16 protein-coding genes are annotated in these 17485 nt (G+C 61.7%); 8 read left to right on the top strand and 8 right to left on the bottom strand.

All coding sequences use genetic code 11. The annotated features are described in order from the left end of the window. Nucleotides 1-120 precede the first annotated feature (120 nt). A complete protein-coding gene (locus SINAC_RS26185; protein ID WP_015248586.1) occupies nucleotides 121-831 on the top strand; it encodes an RraA family protein in 711 nt (236 codons plus the stop codon). A 27-nt stretch (nucleotides 832-858) separates the two neighbouring features. Here the strand turns inward: SINAC_RS26185 and SINAC_RS26190 are convergent, their stop codons facing one another. After that, nucleotides 859-1326 (bottom strand): hypothetical protein, encoded by a 468-nt coding sequence (locus SINAC_RS26190; protein WP_015248587.1) that lies wholly within the window; start codon nucleotides 1324-1326, stop codon nucleotides 859-861. Nucleotides 1327-1464: 138 nt separating this feature from the next. Between SINAC_RS26190 and SINAC_RS26195 the strand changes: the two genes are divergently transcribed. Together SINAC_RS26195 and ppk1 are read left to right on the top strand one after the other, a co-directional pair. After that, complete coding sequence (locus SINAC_RS26195) at nucleotides 1465-2346, top strand: deoxyribonuclease IV (RefSeq protein WP_015248588.1); 882 nt, start codon at nucleotides 1465-1467, stop codon at nucleotides 2344-2346. 46 nt (nucleotides 2347-2392) lie between these two features. Then, nucleotides 2393-4588, top strand: coding sequence for a polyphosphate kinase 1 (gene ppk1 / locus SINAC_RS26200; RefSeq protein ID WP_015248589.1), 2196 nt, complete (start codon nucleotides 2393-2395; stop codon nucleotides 4586-4588). A gap of 192 nt (nucleotides 4589-4780) precedes the next feature. Here the strand turns inward: ppk1 and sixA are convergent, their stop codons facing one another. The 4 genes from sixA to SINAC_RS26220 form a co-directional block, all read right to left on the bottom strand. Continuing rightward, a complete protein-coding gene (sixA, locus tag SINAC_RS26205; RefSeq protein ID WP_015248590.1) occupies nucleotides 4781-5275 on the bottom strand; it encodes a phosphohistidine phosphatase SixA in 495 nt (164 codons plus the stop codon). Nucleotides 5276-5323: 48 nt separating this feature from the next. Next, nucleotides 5324-6178: a dimethylarginine dimethylaminohydrolase family protein gene (locus tag SINAC_RS26210; RefSeq protein ID WP_015248591.1), complete on the bottom strand. Its 855-nt coding sequence runs from the start codon at nucleotides 6176-6178 to the stop codon at nucleotides 5324-5326. 105 nt (nucleotides 6179-6283) lie between these two features. Then, nucleotides 6284-7531 (bottom strand): ornithine cyclodeaminase, encoded by a 1248-nt coding sequence (locus tag SINAC_RS26215; protein WP_015248592.1) that lies wholly within the window; start codon nucleotides 7529-7531, stop codon nucleotides 6284-6286. A gap of 413 nt (nucleotides 7532-7944) precedes the next feature. Continuing rightward, the gene (locus SINAC_RS26220) at nucleotides 7945-8955 is read right to left on the bottom strand and encodes a DUF1573 domain-containing protein (RefSeq protein WP_015248593.1); all 1011 of its coding nucleotides are present in this window, start codon (nucleotides 8953-8955) and stop codon (nucleotides 7945-7947) included. Between the two features lie 268 nt (nucleotides 8956-9223). Between SINAC_RS26220 and hslV the strand changes: the two genes are divergently transcribed. The 4 genes from hslV (at nucleotide 9224) to SINAC_RS26240 (ending at nucleotide 13616) form a co-directional block, all read left to right on the top strand. Beyond that, nucleotides 9224-9766: an ATP-dependent protease subunit HslV gene (hslV, locus tag SINAC_RS26225; RefSeq protein WP_015248594.1), complete on the top strand. Its 543-nt coding sequence runs from the start codon at nucleotides 9224-9226 to the stop codon at nucleotides 9764-9766. Further along, entirely contained in the window at nucleotides 9754-11109 is a 1356-nt protein-coding gene (hslU, locus tag SINAC_RS26230) for an ATP-dependent protease ATPase subunit HslU (protein WP_015248595.1), read from the top strand. The genes hslV and hslU overlap by 13 nt, the downstream gene beginning before the upstream one ends. 107 nt (nucleotides 11110-11216) lie before the next feature. Further along, nucleotides 11217-11726, top strand: coding sequence for a hypothetical protein (locus SINAC_RS26235; RefSeq protein ID WP_015248596.1), 510 nt, complete (start codon nucleotides 11217-11219; stop codon nucleotides 11724-11726). Nucleotides 11727-11951: 225 nt separating this feature from the next. Continuing rightward, nucleotides 11952-13616 carry an N-acyl-D-amino-acid deacylase family protein gene (locus tag SINAC_RS26240; RefSeq protein ID WP_015248597.1) on the top strand — a complete coding sequence of 555 codons (1665 nt, stop codon included), beginning with the start codon at nucleotides 11952-11954 and terminating at the stop codon, nucleotides 13614-13616. A 57-nt stretch (nucleotides 13617-13673) separates the two neighbouring features. Here the strand turns inward: SINAC_RS26240 and SINAC_RS26245 are convergent, their stop codons facing one another. Beyond that, the gene (locus SINAC_RS26245; protein ID WP_015248598.1) at nucleotides 13674-14984 is read right to left on the bottom strand and encodes a BaiN/RdsA family NAD(P)/FAD-dependent oxidoreductase; all 1311 of its coding nucleotides are present in this window, start codon (nucleotides 14982-14984) and stop codon (nucleotides 13674-13676) included. Nucleotides 14985-15067: 83 nt separating this feature from the next. Between SINAC_RS26245 and SINAC_RS26250 the strand changes: the two genes are divergently transcribed. After that, a complete protein-coding gene (locus SINAC_RS26250) occupies nucleotides 15068-15583 on the top strand; it encodes a low affinity iron permease family protein (protein WP_015248599.1) in 516 nt (171 codons plus the stop codon). Here SINAC_RS26250 and SINAC_RS26255 read toward each other — a convergent pair. Together SINAC_RS26255 and tsaE are read right to left on the bottom strand one after the other, a co-directional pair. Next, the gene (locus tag SINAC_RS26255) at nucleotides 15565-16875 is read right to left on the bottom strand and encodes a P-loop NTPase family protein (RefSeq protein WP_015248600.1); all 1311 of its coding nucleotides are present in this window, start codon (nucleotides 16873-16875) and stop codon (nucleotides 15565-15567) included. The genes SINAC_RS26250 and SINAC_RS26255 overlap by 19 nt on opposite strands. A gap of 69 nt (nucleotides 16876-16944) precedes the next feature. Further along, nucleotides 16945-17481 carry a tRNA (adenosine(37)-N6)-threonylcarbamoyltransferase complex ATPase subunit type 1 TsaE gene (gene tsaE, locus SINAC_RS26260; protein WP_237722757.1) on the bottom strand — a complete coding sequence of 179 codons (537 nt, stop codon included), beginning with the start codon at nucleotides 17479-17481 and terminating at the stop codon, nucleotides 16945-16947. Nucleotides 17482-17485: the final 4 nt, after the last annotated feature.

A 17485-nucleotide genomic window follows, 5' to 3' on the forward strand; every position in this document is an offset into this window, starting at 1 on the left:
GGGGAAAACACTCTGCCTCGAGCCCAGTCCCCAATCAAGTTCCATCCCCCCAAGACGATGGTGTAGGCTTCCACTCCAGGCGCCTCATCGCCCTTCAACCGAGGTCGGAGACTTTCGTTCATGCCCACGCCCACCGAGATACTGACCGAAGATCAGCTCGCCGCGCTCCGCCGCTACAACACCCCCACGATCTCCAACGCGATCGAGATCTTCAACCTCCGCCCGCGCCATCTCGGCTTCCTCCCTCACCAGATTCGCTGCCTCTTTCCCGACCTGGGGCCGATCGTCGGCTATGCCGTGACCTCCCAGACTGAGGCGTCGTATTCGCCCGATCCCTCCCCCGACCTGACTGACGACTACCTGCGCTATGTGGCCGCACAGCCCGGCCCTAAGATCGCGGTGGGCCAGGATGTCGATAACCCGCCGGGCCTCGGGGCGCAGTTCGGTGAGATCAACTCGACGATTCACAAGAAGCTCGGGTGCATCGGGCACATTACCGACGGCTGCCCGCGTGACCTTGACGAGGTCAGGGAGATGGGGTTCCAGCTCTTTGGGCTTAACCCTTGCGTGAGCCACGCCTACGTCCGGCTCGTCTCCTTCGGCCAACCGGTCAAACTGGCGGGCGTCGAGATCCAGCCCGGCGACCTGATCCACGCCGACAAGCACGGGGTTTGCATCATCCCGCTCGCGATCGCAGGGCAACTCGCCGAGGCCTGTGCCGAGGTGGAACGCCTGGAGCGGCCGTTGCTTGACGCTTGCCGCTCGGACAATTTCTCGCTCGACGCCTTCTTGGAAGTGCGCTCTGCGATGAAGGCGAAGATCCGCGAGTGAGACCGGATCGACCGGCCGTCGTCCGCTTCAGAAACCACGGCGAGGATGAAGTACGACCGGTTCGAATCGCTGGTTTCGTCGGACCGCCTCGTCGGGACGGAGCTCGTCGAGGCGTTTCCCTTCGGCAAACCAGCGCCCTTTTCGGAACTCAAACAGGGCCGTCGCATGTCGTGGGGCCGGGTCGGGCGACACCTCAAAAGGGCTCGCCTCGAAATGGACGCCGATCAGGGCGAGCAGCCTGCGAGTCTGCCGGTCGCGTGCCCAGAGGACTTCGTCGTGCCAATGCGCCTCTTCCCACCGCAGTCCCTCGATGGGATCGACCTTGCCGAGCGCAGTGAGAAACCTGGCCTCGAGCCACTCGCGCTGTTGACGGAACAGGTCCCGCGCATGGTCGACGTGCATTTCCTCGGCGAATTGCCGCGCAGGGCGGCGGAGAATGAGGAAGAGGGCGACGAGGCAGGCCGGTAAAATTCCTACCCAGATGAACTGGATCATCGCGGAGTTCCTGCCTATTCCTTGGGCATTGCAAGCAATTTTATTCTAGATCCAACCCGGCGCGATCCGCAAGGACCCGTCTGGAAATGATGAAGATTCCGGAAAGATCGACAGCGTTTCGGTCGAAAGGACTCCGAATTGAAGCCTGCGAGACTAGGTGCTCATATGTCGATTGCCGGCGGATGCGACCGCGCCGTGACGGCCGCGCACTCCTTCGGTTTCGACACGGTGCAACTCTTTACCAAGAACAACAATCAGTGGAAAGCGCCCACGTTGACCGACGCACACGTCGCGGCGTTTCGTTCCGCCTTGAAAACGACTGGAGTCGGCACGCCGGTTGCTCACAATTCCTACCTGATCAACCTCGGAAGTCCTGATGACACTCTCTGGAACAAATCGATCGACGCGATGGTCGTCGAGCTTGAGCGTTGTGAAGCGCTTGGGATTCTCGATCTGGTCGCTCACCCCGGGGCCCATGTCGGATCCGGGGAGGAGGAAGGGCTGAAACGGATCGCGGCGGGGATCGATGAGATCCATCGTCGGGTCCCTGGTTTGGCCGTTCGGATCGATCTGGAAACGACCGCGGGACAAGGCACATGCCTCGGGCACAGGTTCGAGCACCTTGGCACGATCCTCGGCCTGGTGAAAGATCCTGGCCGACTTGGGGTTTGCGTCGATACCTGCCATATTTTCGCGGCAGGCTATTCTCTCGCGACCGCAGATGAGTACGATGGGACAATGCATGATTTTGACCGGACGGTCGGCGTGGATCGCGTCCGGGTCTGGCATCTCAACGACAGCCGTCGTGAGCGGGGGAGCCGGGTTGATCGCCATGCGGGGATCGGCCAGGGCCATCTCGGTCTGGAACCGTTTCGTTTCGTCGTCACTGACCCTCGTTTCCGGGACATTCCGATGATCCTCGAGACGCCCAAGGGAACGGACGAGCAGGGCGAGGAGTTCGACGCCGTGAACCTTCGCCTCCTTCGGCAACTCGAAACGCGATCGTCCCAGACGGCCTGATTGATTCGGGCGTCGGCGGTGCGAACGTGATGGAGCGCGGTCGGTCATGGTCCAACACCAACTCAACGGATCGGGCACTGCTCCGGTCACTCGATCGTCCAATCCCCTCGATCCTAGTCTCTTTATCAATCGCGAGTTGAGTTGGCTCGACTTCGACGAACGCGTGCTGGAAGAGGCACGCGATTCGTCGAATCCGCTCTTGGAGCGGCTTCGCTTCCTGGCGATCTGTGCCTCCAACCTCGACGAATTCTTCGAGGTTCGCGTGGCCGGGCTCCAGGCTCAGCTCTACGATAATCTCGAGCCCCAGGACGCTCCCCCCGATGGGATGGGGCCGCTCTCGCAGTTAACCGAGATCTCGCGCCGAGCCCATGATTTCGTCGGCCGGCAGTACGAAATTTATCGGACCGAGATTCGTCCCCAACTCGCAACCCACGGAATCCATGTCTGTGGACCGGACGAGCTCTCCGAGACCCAGAATGCGTTTCTCGATAAGTATTTCGACTGGCAGGTCTATCCCGTTTTGACCCCGCTGGCGATCGACCCCGCGCATCCATTTCCGCACTTGCATAACAAGAGTTTAAACCTGATCCTCCGGATCGAGACGATCGGCCAGGATCCGCCTCGCCAGCTCTATGCGGTGCTCCAAGTGCCCTCAGTTTTGAACCGGCTGGTGCCGCTTCCTGACGAGGGGGACGGTAAGCGTCGATTCGTGTTGCTCGAGGATGTGATCGGACCGCGGCTCGACGCCCTCTTCGGGGGCTTCAAGGTCGCGGCGCGGGCCGCCTTCCGCGTCACCCGGAACAGCGATCTCACGATTCAGGAGACGGAGGTCAAGAGTAGCCTCCTGTCGACGATTCAGGAGACCTTGCGACAACGGAAGTGGGGGGCCGCCGTTCGCCTGGAAATCTCGGACCGCGCCGATGAAGGGTTTCTCGCACAGCTCCAGACGGCCCCCGCACTCGACCTTGACGATCGCGACGTCTACAAGGTCTCAGGGCCCGTCGATCTGACCGCCTTGGTGGCGCTCTACAAGCTCGAAGGTTTCCGGGAACTGAAGGAGCCTGCGTTCGAGCCCCAGGTGGTGACGTCGTTGGCGAACCGGGCGAACGTCTTCGCCGCGATCCGCGAGCAGGACATACTGGTCCATCACCCTTACGAGTCGTTCGGCTCGGTCGTTCAATTCATCGAACAGGCCTCGGAAGATCCGCAGGTCCTGGCGATCAAGCAGACGCTCTACCGGACCTCCGACGATAACCCGATCATCACCGCGCTGGCACGCGCGGCGGAGAACGGTAAGCAAGTGACGGCCCTGGTGGAACTCCAGGCTCGACTGGACGAGGAGAACAACATCGTCAAGGCCCGGGCGCTCCAGAAGGCGGGCGTCCACGTCGTTTATGGGATGGTCGGCCTCAAGACCCATTGCAAGGCGGCCCTGGTCGTGCGCCGGGATCACGACGGGATCCGCCGCTACGTTCACCTTGGCACGGGCAACTACAACCCGACCACGGCCCGGTTCTACACTGACCTGAGCCTTTTCACCTGCCGGTCGGATTTCGGCGAAGATGCCAGCGCTCTGTTCAACCTTCTGACCGGCTACTCCCAGGGGCATGGCTGGCACAAGTTGATCGTCGCGCCGATGCACCTGGCCGATCGCATCATCGCCCTCATCGATCGGGAGCGGAAGAATGCCGAGCAAGGCCTCCCCGCGCGAATCATCGCCAAGATGAATTCGCTCGTTGATCCGGGAGCCATCGAAGCGCTCTACGCCGCGTCACAAGCGGGCGTCCGCATCGATCTGATTGTGCGAGGGATTTGCTGCCTCCGTCCCGGTATGCCCAAGCTCTCGGAGAACATCCGCGTCATCAGCATTGTCGACAAGTTCCTGGAACACTCGCGGATCGCCTATTTTCAGAACAACGACGCCCCGCAAGTCTTCCTCTCCTCGGCCGACTGGATGCCGCGCAACTTCCGGCGTCGGGTCGAGATCATGTTCCCGATCGAAGACCCTCGACTCCGAAACCGGATTGTTGACGGTATCCTCGGCGTGGCATTGATGGACAATGTGAAGGCCCGCGTACTCCAGCCGGACGGGACCTATCGCCGAATCGCTCCCGCCGAGCCGGGAGAACCGGTTGTTCGTTCTCAGGTCGAGTTCCAGAACATGGCCCGCGAACTCTCGAGCACCGACCCGATCCGTCCCACAACCACCCTGGGCGCGACGCAGGCCGGTGTCTTCCGATGAGCTAAAGTGACTTCCGCCTCGCGCACTTCTCCTCATCCCGCCCAGTCGACCGTTGTTTTTTTTCTTTCAGGCGAGCGGGGAGCTCACGCTTTCCGCTCGCCTGAGAATCGAAATCAGGAAGCCGTTTTCGCGGATCTCGGCTTCCTCACCTTGGGCCACTCGGAGGGAAGCCACAGCTGCTTCCGGTGAGTTTTAGCCGCCGAGTTTACGGAGCAACCGGGGGCGGGCCAGCCAATCGAGTGTCATGGGCGAGCTGATTGTCCCACTGAGCGCTGCGATTCCAGCTTTTCGGAGTTCGAACGGGGCCGTGTTGGGTCCCGCTGCAATCAGGAGGCTGAGCAGATCCGACAGGTCCGGATTGTGGCCGACCAGCATGATCCGATCCTCGGCGCGGGTGCCGATCCAGTCGCGGATTGTCGATGCCGAGGAGCCGGCGCGAAGGACGTCAACGGACTCAAGATGCTCGTTGATCCCCAGGACATCCGCAACAATCTCCGCGGTTTTCCGGGCCCGAGGCAGCGGGCTTGAGAAGATCCGATCGACTCCCAGGTCGAGTCGGGAAAAGCCCTTGGCCACCTGTTTGACCCGTTTCTCGCCTTCGGGCGTCAACGGGCGATCCTCGTCGGCGAAGTCGGGATCGCCGTGATCAACGGCGATTCCGTGTCGAAGGAGATAGAGCTGGTTCATCTTGGTCGGTCATCCCAAGGAAAGGTGATGGGGAATGGCCTTCGATTCTCAAGCGGCACTCCCTGCCACCTCAGGGACGAGACGCCAAGCCGCGGCCTCCTCACCGTCGAGGCGTAAGGTCAGACACTTGGCACTCCCCCCCGCCTTGATAAACTCGGTGAAAGGGAGCGGACGGACTTCATATCCCGAGGTTTGCAAGGTCTTCGCCAGTTTTGGTGCTCCGTCGTTCAGCAGGATTGTGCGACCGACCACCACCGCATTGCAACTGAATGAAACGGCCTCCTCGGCCGAGACTGCGATCAAGTGGGGGATGCGGTCCTTGAGAACCGATCGTCCATAGTCGTCGAAAGCGCCTGGATAATAAATGGCCGTCTCCCGGTCGACGGGGCAGAAGCAGGTGTCGAGGTGGTAAAACCGCGGGTCCACCAACTCGAGTGGTAAGGCCTCCACGTTGAGTTGATGACCGATCCAGAGGTGGCTCTTCGCGTCGCTCCGAAACCGATAACCGCCGTACAAGATCTCACCGAGGAAGAGGGCGTCCCCGGCCCCTTCAAAGTACGAGCCGGGCGGGAGCGTGACCACTTTGAACCCATGTTCGCGCGCCCAACGATCGAAGTAAGGGGTCTCCCCCTGACGGACCCCGTGGCGGAACTGTGAACTCACGAAGGTTCGGTGGTGGACGAGCCCCGCGTTCGCAGTAAACACAAGGTCGGGCAAGCCAGGGACAGGCGCGAGCCGTTCGACGGTGGCCCCCAGGTCACGCAAGGCGTCGTGCAAGGCCCACCACTGGCGGTGCGCCTGGGCGGGGTCGGTGCCGACCGCGCGGTTCATCCACGGATTGATCTCGTATTCGATCCCGTAGTGGTCGGGGGGACACATTAGGAAGTGAGGAGCGGAGGACATGAGAGAGCCTCCCTTCATCTTGAAGGTGAAGATGATCACACCCATGACGACACGCACGGCTTGATCGGTATTCGCCGCGTTGTGTTGTCGAGGTCGCGAAACGCGTTATGCGAGTTCGGCGACCAGGCTGCGGAAGAAGGGTTCGACATCGGTCACCAGACCGATCGTTTGAAAGGTTCCTCGATCGCTGAGCTTGGTTACGGTCGCCGGATTGATGTCAACACAGACAACCTTGACCCAGGCCGGCAGGAGGTTCCCGGTCGCGATCGAGTGCAGGGCGGTCGCGATCAAGAGTGCGAAGCCAACGCCTTGGATCGCTTCGCGCATCTTCGCCTGAGCCTGTAACGTATTCGTGATCACTTCGGGTAGTGGACCGTCGTCGCGAATCGAACCAGCCAGGACGACATCGACTCCCGCCTTGACGCACTCGAACATGATTCCTGACTTTAATACGCCCAACTCGACCGCTTTGTTGATACCTCCCAACCTTCGGATCGTATTAATTGCGCGCAGATGGTGCTCGTGGCCATGTTCGAGGGCTTCCCCCTTGGAGATCGAGACGCCCAGGCTCGTGCCGTAGAGCGCTTGCTCGATGTCGTGCGTGGCCAAGGCGTTACCGGCGAACAAGGTCTGGATCCAGCCGTCACGGATCAACTGCGCGACGTGGCCGGACGACCCGGTATGCACGATCGCGGGGCCACCCACCAAAAGGACTTTTTTTCCCTCGGCGCGGGTCTCCCGGATCGAGTCGGCCACCCCTTGAAAGCTGATCGCCTTGGGCTTCTCGCTCGAGACGTTCGACCCCATGAACCCGAACAGATTTGCGCCTCGGGGTCGTTCGGCGGGGACGACGCGCACCCCATCGTGCCCGACGACGATCGGGAGGCCAGGCGTCACGTCGGTCATCGCCACGCAGCGGGCGGTCTCACTGCTGGAATCGACGGCGATGCCGCAATCCATTTCCTGGTCGGCGACGTCGATCCAGCGACCTCCGAGCCGGACCTGGGTGCGCTGATTGGTCGTGCTGTAGAAATCGTTGGGGAACGCGCCCGGAATATCGGCGGGGACGACGTGGGCATCTTCGGGATGAACGGCCGAGGCACCGTGCTCGACGAGGTCGCCGAGGATCTCGTCGAGTTGTTGCGTGTTCGCCGCCTTGATCTTGATCCGCGCGTAGCTGGGATCGATCCGCCGGGCGCCGATCGTGCATTCGAGGATCTCGAAACTCCCACCCATCTGGAGGATGCGGTCGAGAATCTTGGGTAGGAGGAGCGAGTCAATGATGTGGCCGCGGACCTCCACATCCTCGCCCACCAGATCGTCCGTCGAAGTCCGACGTTCGTCGCTCGCCATGGCGGGTCAATCCTTCCTCAAGAGGGTCTCGCGGCGCTTCGGCTCCTCCACGTCTGTCATTCTACGCCAACGATCCATTGGCGACCAATCCCGTCGACTTTGCCATGTGTGCTGCTCTATCGGAAGAGTATCGGCGAAGCCAGGCGTCATCTTCCGTCGGAACTGTGGGCTCCCGGGGCCATGTGGTTCTTGGTAGCCCTGGAGGGGTGACCGTATGTCGCCGGTAACGCAAACCTGATGCAGTATAAAGTGCTCGTGTTAAGAAAATTTGAAACAGATTTTGTTCTTTGAAGAGTGAGCATGCTCTCACTCTGAATTATTAGGTTGACCCGTTCGAAACGCCAAGTCGTCGATCGCTTTTGAGAGCGGTCGACGACTTGGGTGATCGGGCGTCGCGAGCGGATCGTCGTTCGTCAGGGGTCGACGTGCAGCGTGGCGGTGACTTCCAGCGGCCCTTCGCCGGGGAGGTCGGTCTTGACCCGGAAGAGGTGCCGGAGGTCGCCTCGCGTCTTGCCTTCCTCGGGCTTATAGCTGAAGGTCACGACGTGAACGGGCTTGCGTTCATTGGTGATCGGGCCGAACTGAAACCCATCCCCGGCTCCCTCGATCTCGACGATCGAGAACGGTTTCGAGGACATCACGAGGAACCGGCCTTGTCCGCCGGTGGGCGAATTGATGTTGCCCAGTGGGACCAGGCTCGGCCTGGCGGACAGGTCGCCCCGTAACAGGGCGGTGACCAGGATCGGAATATTCGCGGCCTCTTTGTCATTGGTCAGGAGCCGGATCTCATCCCGGACAACCCCTGCCGGCGCATCCGGTCTGAGGGAGACCGTGAGCGAGTAGGAGACCGTCGAATTTTGACGGGACGTCTCGGTGAGTGTGGCGTTCAAGACACGGCTGGCCGAGATCATCCGCTCAACCCGCCAATTCGCCGAGCCGATGCGATCGATCGTGAGCGTCTGCGAGGGGGTCTGGCCCCGCGCCACCGCACCGAAATCGATCGCGCCCGGGTTCAAGACGATGTCGCTGAGGATCAGCGACGAGACGGCCAGGCTCACTTCGGCCTCGCCCCGGCTGGCCGAGATCAGGGACACGAAGAGGGTCGTCGCTTTGGCCCCGACGAAATTCCTGGTGTCCATCTCGGCTTCGATAATCGCCGATTGGCCGGGCTGGACCAGAGAGGTACTTGCCTTGCCGGTCGTGCAACCGCACGAGGCCCGCACGTTGGCGATGGTCACCGCTTCATTGAGCCGATTGGTCATCACGAAATTGTGACGAACCTTTCCGCCTCGCGGCACCGGTCCAAAGTCATGTCCTTGCTCGGCGAACAGAGGATCCGCCCAGGTCGCCGCGCTCGCCGGAATCGCTGTCAATCCAACCAATACAACCGCATTGAGCGCGGTCTTGATCCAACGATGGTACATCGTGGCCTCCTGCCTCTGCCTCGTCCCAGCGGAGCGGGCTTCTCACTCCCAAAAACCCCAAATCACTTATCGTCACGTTTTTCCGCGGGATTGAATATTCCGGCACAGCCGGCCTAAGCCATGCCATTCAAATGGCTCCATTTTGCCTGGATTCTCGGTTCTCAGGCGGGTGAGCCCGATCGTCGCCTGGCAATGGCTTCGAGGTGGCTGTATGCTCAGGAGTACGAATACGAAGCGACCCAGGTTCCAAAGAGGGAGGATCACGAATTTGGACTGGCATGCCACGACGATCCTTTCCGTCAGGCGCGGGGACCGGGTGGCCTTGGGGGGCGATGGCCAGGTGACGCTCGGCACGACCGTCATGAAGGCCGATGCCGTCAAGGTCCGCAAACTTCTGGATGGGCAGGTACTCACCGGTTTCGCCGGCAGCGCGGCGGACGGGTTCGCATTGCTCGAACGCTTTGAATCGAAGCTTCGCGACTACCCGAATAACATTCCCCGGGCGGCGACGGAACTGGCCAAGCTCTGGCGGACTGACCGGATGCTCAGGCGCCTGGAAGCTGTGTTGATTGTGGTCGACGCCCGCCATAGCCTGCTGTTGAGTGGCTCGGGAGACGTGATCCAGCCGAGCGACGGTATCCTGGCGACCGGCTCTGGTGGCCCCTATGCCTTGGCCGCGGCGCGGGCCTTGTCCGCTCACTCGGGGCTGTCCGCCACCGAGATCGTTCGCGAAGCGCTCCAGATTGCCGCGGGTATCGATATTTATACGAACGGTCATTTGACGGTGGAGGAATTGAAGTGCGCGACCTGACCCCTCGGGAAATCGTGGCCGAACTCGACCATGACATCGTCGGGCAGGCCGATGCCAAGCGTGCCGTGGCGATCGCCTTGCGAAACCGCTGGCGTCGTCGTCAGCTTTCCGAAGAGCTACGGGCCCAGGTCACCCCCAAGAACATTCTCTTGATTGGCCCGACGGGGGTCGGCAAGACCGAGATTGCTCGTCGCCTGGCGAAACTCGTCGGTGCTCCGTTCGTGAAGGTGGAAGCGACCAAATACACGGAAGTGGGCTACTACGGCCGTGACGTCGAGAGCCTGGTGCGCGACCTGGTTGAGGCGGCCGTGACCCTGGTTCGCGGGGCCGAGCGCGAACGGGTCAGCGAGCAAGCCGTGGTCCGCGCTGATCAGCGGTTGCTCGACCTGCTCCTCCCTGCCCCGCCGCATCAGTGGAACGATCCGGATACCCCGGAGGCGGCCGAGGCCGCCGAGCGCAGGCAGCGTTCGCGCGAGAAGATGAAGGCGCGGCTCGAGGCGCGTGAAATCGAAGATCGCGAAGTCGAGATCACACTACCGGGTCGGGCTGCGGCGCCGGTCTCGATCCTCGGCGCGGGCAACATGGAACAGATGGAGATGGACTTGCAGGGCATGTTCGAGAAGATCATGCCCAAGTCGTCCCAGACCCGGACGATGACCGTCGCCGAGGCTCGCCCCATCCTGATCGCCCAGGAAATCGATGCCCTGATCGACCCAGAGAAGGTTAGCCAGGCCGCGGTCCACCTCGCCGAGGAGTCGGGCATCGTTTTCCTCGACGAGATCGACAAGATTGCCGGTGATGACGGCGGCGGCCGGGGCCCTGACGTCTCGCGTCAAGGCGTTCAGCGTGACCTCTTGCCCATCGTCGAAGGGACGACCGTCACCACCAAATACGGGCCGATCAAGACCGACCACGTCCTCTTCCTCGCGGCCGGAGCCTTCCACCGGAGCAAGCCCTCCGACCTGATGCCCGAACTCCAGGGCCGGTTCCCCATCCGCGTTGAGTTGCAGGACCTGACCCGCGATGACTTCGCCCGCATCCTTCGCGAGCCCCGTGCTTCGCTGATCCGCCAGTACCAGGCCCTTCTGGCCACTGAGGGCATTGAGCTCGAGTTCACCCCCGACGCGATCGACGCCATGGCCAACCTGGCCCACCAGGTGAACCAGTCGACTCAGAACATCGGTGCCAGACGTTTGCATACGATCCTCGAACGCGTCGTCGAAGAACTCAGTTTCGACGCTTCGGATCGGACCGAGAAAAAGGTCGTCATCGACGGTGCTCACGTCCTCGAACGCCTCGAGGAACTGGCAAAAGATGAAGACCTGAGTCGGTTTATCCTCTAGGTTGCTCGTGTACCCAGGCCTTGAGCCAAGACCCATGTGCGTGGGAGATCGCCTCGTTTTTTCCAAGACGAGGCGATCTTTTTCTGCCGAGATTCGAGTCGAAACGAATGTCCAAGACCGAACTTTCGCTCCTCAACGTCTTTGAGGTAGAAACCGACGGCGTTCATCATCATCTCATCTGTTTCCTCGACGTCATCCTCGCGGGGAGCCGGGGGATCGACTCGCGTTCGGTCATCGGTCAGTTCACCCCTTCAAGTGAGGGAGTGTTCGATCTCGAGACGTTCCAGGTCAATCCCACGTTCATCGAGGTCTTCGTTCAGTACATGAACGAGAGCGCCAGCAATTCTCCCGAAATCATCCGGGAGGCATCGAGTCGATCGAGTGACTGGCTCTATCTCCTCGACCCTCGGACCCCCGGTGAATTCAGCCTGGATCCGCTGGCGAGCGACCTGGTCGGCTGTTTTGCCGTCGATGACACCGGGCAAATCGTCCCGCGCTCGTTCCAGTACAACCGGGAGCATCGCTGGTTCGACCCGGTTCGAGGCGTTTCCGGTGTCCTCTCGGATCGTGCTTTCTACCAGTGGTTACACCCTCGGACTGATCGCAAAGACGGGTGATCGCCACTCTCTTGCGTGTTTATTGTCGTTCGTTGATGTGTTGATTTTTTCGAGGAGTTCTGAGCACTCCGCCACTCTGGCCAAGGTTACGGCCTTGGCTCCACCCATCCGGACGGCGGTACGGTTGCTGCCGGGGCGGTATGAGATTAGCTTCGAACTTCAATGGGCCGGGATCCGGGTCGCGTTGGCACGGAGAAGGCTCCGCCGACGAACCGAGATGTCTCCATGATCCGCCTTCCCCTCCGATTCGCTTTTTTGGCTTGTCTGGCCATGGCCGCTCTTGCCCGCGGCGCCGATGATCCGCCGCCCTATGACCTGATCCTAGCAGGCGGTCGAGTGGTGGACGGGATCGGCAATGCCTGGTTCCTGGGCGACGTTGCAATCCTGGGCGACACCATTGCGCGGATCACGCCCGCCGGCCAACTCGGCGATGCCCCGACCAAGAAAAGGGTCGACGCCTCGGGACTGGTCGTCGCCCCGGGCTTCATTGATATCCAGGGCCACTCACGTGAGGAGCTCCTCTCCGGCGACGGTCGCCTGATCGGCAAGGTGACGCAAGGCGTGACTACCGAGATTCTGGGTGAGGGGGATTCCAATGCACCGTCGCGGAAGGACTCCCGATTCGACGGCCCCCGTGGCTTTGACGCCTGGCTCCGCGCGATGGAGGCCCACGGCGGCTCGGTCAACTTCGGTTCGTTCGTCGGCTCGGCCACGATCCGGGGCTACGCCAAGGGGATGACGCCGGGCGCTCCGACCTCCGATGAACTGGAACTGATGAAGCGACTGGTCCGCGACGCCATGAAGGACGGCGCATTCGGCCTGGCCTCGGCCCTGATCTACCCGCCCGACAGCTTTGTCTCGACCGATGATCTGATCGAGCTCTCCCGTGCGATGGCCCCGTACGGTGGCGTCTACATCACCCACATGCGATCCGAAGCCGACCGCCTCCTGGAAGGGATCGACGAGGCGATCCGGATCGGTCGCGAGGGGGGTGTGCCGGTCGAAATCTATCACCTCAAGGCGGCCGGCAAGCGGAATTGGGAGAAGGCCGCCGCTGCCATCGCCCGGATCGCCGACGCTCGCAGCAGGGGCCAGGACGTGGGCGCCGACATGTACCCGTATGACGCCGCCGGCACCGGCCTGACCGCCTGCCTGCCCCCCTGGGCCTCGGCCGACGGTAAGCTGTACGCGAACCTGGCTGATCCCCAGATCCGGGCCAAGATCCGCGAGGAGGTGCTCCACCCGACCTCGGAGTGGGAGAACCTGGTCGAACTCTCAACGCCTGAGGGGGTTATGGTCCTCGGCCTGAACAAGCCCGAGCATCAGAAGTACGTTGGCAAACGCCTGTCTGAGATCGCCAAGGAACAGGGCAAGGAGTGGATCGACGCCGCCATCGACCTGATCCTGGCTGAGCACCAGCGGGTCAGCACGATCTATTTCATGATGTCAGAGGCCAATATGAAGCTCCAACTCCAACAGCCCTGGATCAAGTTCGGCACGGATGCCTCGGGCCACGACCCCGCCACGGCGAAAGGCCTGACTCATCCCCGCTCCTACGGCACATTTCCGCGCATCCTGGGCAAGTACGTCCGCGAAGAGTCGGTGATCCCCCTGGAAGATGCGGTCCGCAAGATGACCTCCGCCGTCGCCTCCCGCCTTTCGATCCGCGACCGTGGATTGCTCCGCGAAGGCTACCGCGCCGACATCGTCGTGTTCGATCCTGTCACCATCGCCGACCGCGCTACCTTCGAGCAACCGCACCAGAACTCCGTCGGCATCCGCTCCGTGTTCGTCAACGGCGTCCTCGTGGTCGACGACGGCAAGCACACCGGCGCTAAGCCCGGCCGCGCTGTACGCGGCCCCGGCTACACCGCGACGCCGGGCCAATAATCCGCAAGTCGGGGCCGGCAGGTTCGGTATTGGGAAGTGATACCAATCCCCAGCTTGTCAGACGGAACTCCCCGCGAGCCAGCCGGTGCTCCAGGCTGCCTGAAAGTTGTAACCGCCGATCAGGCCGTCGAGGTCGAGGACTTCGCCCGCGAAGTGAAGCCCGGGACAGAGCTTGCTTTCAAGGGTGTCGGCCTCGACTTCGTCCAAGGCGACGCCACCGGAGGTGACCTCGGCCTTCGCGAAGCCGAGCGTCCCGGCGACCGGTAATCGCAAGGCCTTCAGCCCGGTTAGCAGGCGGTGCCGTTCGTCGCGCGACAGGTCGGGTCCCATCCGGTCGGGCGCAATTCCCGAGGCGGCGAGAAGCGACTCGGCTAGTCGGCGCGGGATCGTAGGGGGTAAGAGCCCGACCACCTGGCGGCGCCCCGCGCGGCAGGCCGACTGCAACTGTTGATCGAGCGTCTCGCGTTTCTCAGTGGGAAGGAAGTCGAGAACGAGGTCGAGAAGGCCGGGGCCTTGATGCCGGGCGACGGCGCGGCTCACATCAAGGATGGCTGGCCCGGTGAGGCCGAAATGGGCGAAGAGGACCGCCTCTCTGCGCTCGAGCAGGACCGGTCCGGTAGGCCCTTGAATTCTTGCCAGGGCGTCGGGAATCGTGATCCCTTTCAACTCCGGGACCCAGCTCTCTGTCACCCGAATTGGGACAAGCGCAGGCTTTGGTTCGACGATGGTGTGGCCGAAGCGACGCGCGATGGCATAGCCGTCGCCGGTCGTGCCGCAGCCTGGAAACGACTGACCGCCGACCGCCAGGATCACCCGGCGCGCGGTGACGGTCGAATCCGCAAGCCGGATGGCGAATCCCTCGCCTAAAGGCTCGACCTCGCGCACGGGACTGTTACAGCGCACCTCCGCCGTCGATCGCCCGAGGCGTTGAAGCAAGGCGTGCAAGACGTCGGCCGCTCGATCGGAGACGGGGAAAACCTTCCCGTTCCCTTCGACCTTGGTGGCGACTCCCTCACTCTCAAAGAGCGCGATCGTCCGCTCAACATTCAAGGCCCGCAGCGCGGGACCGAGAAAACGTCCCCCCGCTCCGAAGGCCTGCTGAATGCTCTGCGCTCCTCGGGCTTCGTGGGGATCATACGCCGGATCGATCGGCCCGGAGATTACCCCTAAGTTTCGCAGACCACGGGCATTCGTGATGTTACAGCGCGTGCCTCCCGACATCAGGATCTTCACACCAGGGCGGCGAGTCTTCTCGAGCAAAAGGACCCGGCGATCCAGTTCTGCCGCACGAATGGCGGCAATCAGGCCGGCAGCCCCGGCCCCGAGAATGACCGCGTCCACGTCAAAGGGAGGCGAGTCGACTTCCATTTGGTATCCAATTTGCTTGAGTTGATTTTATCCCCCCCGCATCACTCAATCATCGGTTTTTTTAGAGCTGTGAGGTCGAGGTGATGAGACACCGCGAGGGGCGAGTGGCTGTGGCTGTGGCTGTGGCTGTGACCAAGACGCCGGTTCCGGAGACCCGCCGCGACCTCTTTACACGCGTGTCGGGCTGGACGATCCGGATTACCGGGGGCAGGTGGGCCTTCCTGACCGCAGTTGGGACAGTCATTGTATGGGCTGTCTCGGGCCCTTTCTTCCATTATTCCGAAAACTGGCAGCTCGTCATCAATACAGGCACGACGATCGTGACCTTTTTGATGGTCTTCCTGATCCAAGGGGCCCAGAATCGCGAGTCGAAAGCGATCCACTTGAAGCTCGACGAGCTGATCATGGGCGTGAATCATGCCAGAAACGAGCTCGTCAATATCGAAACATTGACAGATCAGCAGCTCGACGCATTATCGGGCCGATATCGCAAGGTGGCGGAGGAGAATCAGCACAAGCTGACCGAATGTTTCCCGCCCGAGGTCGAGGAGGAGTTGCTCGGCGTCAAGAAGGGCGAGGCTCACATCACCGTGAAATAGTTGTTGGCCGCGAAATCGAAATAGTGCGGCTTCATTTCGAGCGGTAGGTCGTTGTAGACGCAATAGTTGCGCACCTGGAGCAGGAGGTCGCGGGGCTGGCAGGCGCGGAACGGGCGGTCCGCTTTTCGATAGTGCCGATTGATCAGGTGGTCGAGGGCCGCCTCATCGACTTCGAGGAAACCGAGCTTGGCCGCGAACATGGCGAAGAGCTCGCGGAACGTGGCCTCGTCGGGGTCCTGGGCGAAAATCTTGTAGGGAATTCGCCTCATGAAGGACTCATCCACGAGTTGCCTCGGTTCGAGGTTCGTCGAGAAGAGGATGAGCTGATCGAACGGGACGCGGATCTGTTTTCCGTTGTAGAGGGACAGAAAGTCGTAACGCTTTTCGAGCGGGACGGTCCACCGGTTCAAGAGTTCGATGGGGGCGATCCGCTGGCGGCCGAAGTCGTCGATCAAGAGGGTTCCGTTGTTACTCTTGAGCTGGAGGGGAGCTTCGCTCACCTTGGTGACCGGATCGAAGTGGATCTCGAGGTCTTCCATGCGGAGCTCGCCGCCGGCAATCAGCGTCGGGCGCCTGATCTCGATCCAGCGGTGGTCGAAATCGTCGGCGCGGAGCAGGCTGGAGCGATGGGCTTCGACCGGTTCGTGGGCTGAGAGGTCGAACAGCTTGATCAGTTGGCCGCTCGCCTCAATGACCTTGGGAATCCAGATGGTCGAACCGAAGCAGCGCGTGATCCGTTCCGCGATGCTCGTTTTGCCGTTGCCGGGGTATCCGTAAAGGAATAACCCGCGCCCGGAGTTGATTGCGGGACCGAGCACCTCGAACATCTCCTCGGAAATCAGGAGGTCGGCGAAGGCGCGACGCAGATCCTCCTTCTTGGGATGTTCGAAGGTGATCGACTGTGCGGCGACCGATTTCACGTAGTCATCGAAGGGGACGGGAGCTGTGCCTACGTAGGAGCATTCGTTGAAGTAAAGTTGGGCACGGGCCCGTCCGACGTCGGTCAACGAGTACAAGAAGTCATTGGCGCTCGCCGAGTCGGTGTACGAGACGATCTGCTGATTCTTGAGCCGTCGGAGGAACTCCGGGAACGGGCCGAAGGGGAGGCCGAGCTCGTCGGCCGTTCGTCGGCCGGAGGCGATGCCGTGGCTCAGGAGGAACTTGAGGACCAGACTCTCCACCTGGGCGTGAAAGAGCCCAGCTTCCTCGAAATCCGCGGGGGGGTGGGGGCGGAATGGAATCCTTGGTTTTGCAACCAGGGCAGGAGGGTAGTTCAGGAGGGTTTCGCTCACTTTTGGGAAAACTCCGAGTCCTCGCAGCTTGTCGGCCTTAAATGACTCTAGGTTTCCGGAATGGGGGCGTCAAACCTGAGTAAGACGTTCTGCTAACTGATCGATGATTTTTGAGTTATTTGGAACAGAGATATAAATGGTCCGCTGCTCTAATCCGGTCGGCTCGATCTGGATCATCCAGACATCGAGGGGGAGCCGATCGACCACGAGATTGGCCCACTCAATCAGGCAGACCCCGTCCCCCGTGAAGTAATCGGAAGCTCCCAAGCTTTCGAAATCGTCGGCGCTCGGCAGTCGGTATGCATCGAAGTGATAGACCGGGATTCGCCCTTCATATTCGTGGATGAGGACGAAGGTCGGGCTGGCAATGCTTGATGGATCGACGTCGAGCGCCTCGGCCAGCGCTCGCGTCAGCCGTGTTTTGCCTGCGCCGAGGGGGCCGACCAAGCCGATGACAACTCCGGGCGCGACCACCCCCGCCAGGGCGCGGCCGAGCTGTTCGGTATCCTGCTCGGAGGCGAGCTCGATTGTCAAGCCGTTGGCGGTGCGTACGCTTTGCATGGAAACGATCACAAGGGAAAAAGAGAATTCGGCTCGATCAGCCAATCGA

This window comes from Singulisphaera acidiphila DSM 18658, assembly GCF_000242455.2.
In the GTDB taxonomy this organism is placed as follows: domain Bacteria; phylum Planctomycetota; class Planctomycetia; order Isosphaerales; family Isosphaeraceae; genus Singulisphaera; species Singulisphaera acidiphila.

Excerpts from the sequence above, each read along its gene's own strand:
- SINAC_RS26185 (WP_015248586.1), top strand. The coding sequence starts at position 121 with ATGCCCACGCCCACCGAGATACTGACCGAAGATCAGCTCGCCGCGCTC.
- SINAC_RS26190 (WP_015248587.1), bottom strand. The coding sequence starts at position 1,326 with ATGATCCAGTTCATCTGGGTAGGAATTTTACCGGCCTGCCTCGTCGCC.
- ppk1 (WP_015248589.1), top strand. The coding sequence starts at position 2,393 with ATGGTCCAACACCAACTCAACGGATCGGGCACTGCTCCGGTCACTCGA.
- sixA (WP_015248590.1), bottom strand. The coding sequence starts at position 5,275 with ATGAACCAGCTCTATCTCCTTCGACACGGAATCGCCGTTGATCACGGC.
- SINAC_RS26210 (WP_015248591.1), bottom strand. The coding sequence starts at position 6,178 with ATGTCCTCCGCTCCTCACTTCCTAATGTGTCCCCCCGACCACTACGGG.
- SINAC_RS26215 (WP_015248592.1), bottom strand. The coding sequence starts at position 7,531 with ATGGCGAGCGACGAACGTCGGACTTCGACGGACGATCTGGTGGGCGAG.
- SINAC_RS26220 (WP_015248593.1), bottom strand. The coding sequence starts at position 8,955 with ATGTACCATCGTTGGATCAAGACCGCGCTCAATGCGGTTGTATTGGTT.
- SINAC_RS26235 (WP_015248596.1), top strand. The coding sequence starts at position 11,217 with ATGTCCAAGACCGAACTTTCGCTCCTCAACGTCTTTGAGGTAGAAACC.
- SINAC_RS26240 (WP_015248597.1), top strand. The coding sequence starts at position 11,952 with ATGATCCGCCTTCCCCTCCGATTCGCTTTTTTGGCTTGTCTGGCCATG.
- SINAC_RS26245 (WP_015248598.1), bottom strand. The coding sequence starts at position 14,984 with ATGGAAGTCGACTCGCCTCCCTTTGACGTGGACGCGGTCATTCTCGGG.
- SINAC_RS26250 (WP_015248599.1), top strand. The coding sequence starts at position 15,068 with ATGAGACACCGCGAGGGGCGAGTGGCTGTGGCTGTGGCTGTGGCTGTG.